The organism is Pseudomonas sp. B3G-3 (assembly GCF_028640915.1).
Classification (GTDB): domain Bacteria; phylum Pseudomonadota; class Gammaproteobacteria; order Pseudomonadales; family Pseudomonadaceae; genus Aquipseudomonas; species Aquipseudomonas chlororaphis_I.
Genome location: NZ_JAQZAB010000037.1, coordinates 1 through 368, shown reverse-complemented (window position 1 = coordinate 368; position 368 = coordinate 1). Strand labels below are relative to the sequence as shown.

General features: G+C 63.3%; 1 protein-coding gene. It reads right to left on the bottom strand.

Features of this window, described 5'->3' with window-relative positions; translation table 11 throughout:
* Positions 1-368 (bottom strand): T1SS-143 repeat domain-containing protein (locus PVZ80_RS00270; protein ID WP_273863289.1); only part of this gene is annotated, 368 nt, incomplete at both ends.

Genomic DNA, 368 nt, shown 5'->3' with positions numbered 1-368 from the left:
CGCCATCGTTATCCGTGGCCTGGAGTATCGTGCCCAGATTAATGGTGATGTCGTTCTCGTTGTCGCCCGCTGGGTGATCCAGCGGCTGCAGCAGGGTGAAGCTGTAGGCACCGGCGGCACTGAGGCTGAAGGTGAATACATCGGTTGCGCCAGCCTTGGCGGTCAGGGTATCGCCAGCGACGCTGTACACCAGTGCCACTCCGCCGGACGTCAGAGCTGGCAAGCCACTGGTGTCGCTCGACAAGGAGTAAGTCAGCGGTACATCGGCACCCGACTGGAAGATCCCGGTCACGCTGCCGCTGGCCGTGGTGGCTTCGCCCGCTACGTCGCCGACACCGCCGGCAATGCCATTGGCCAGGCCATCTTCA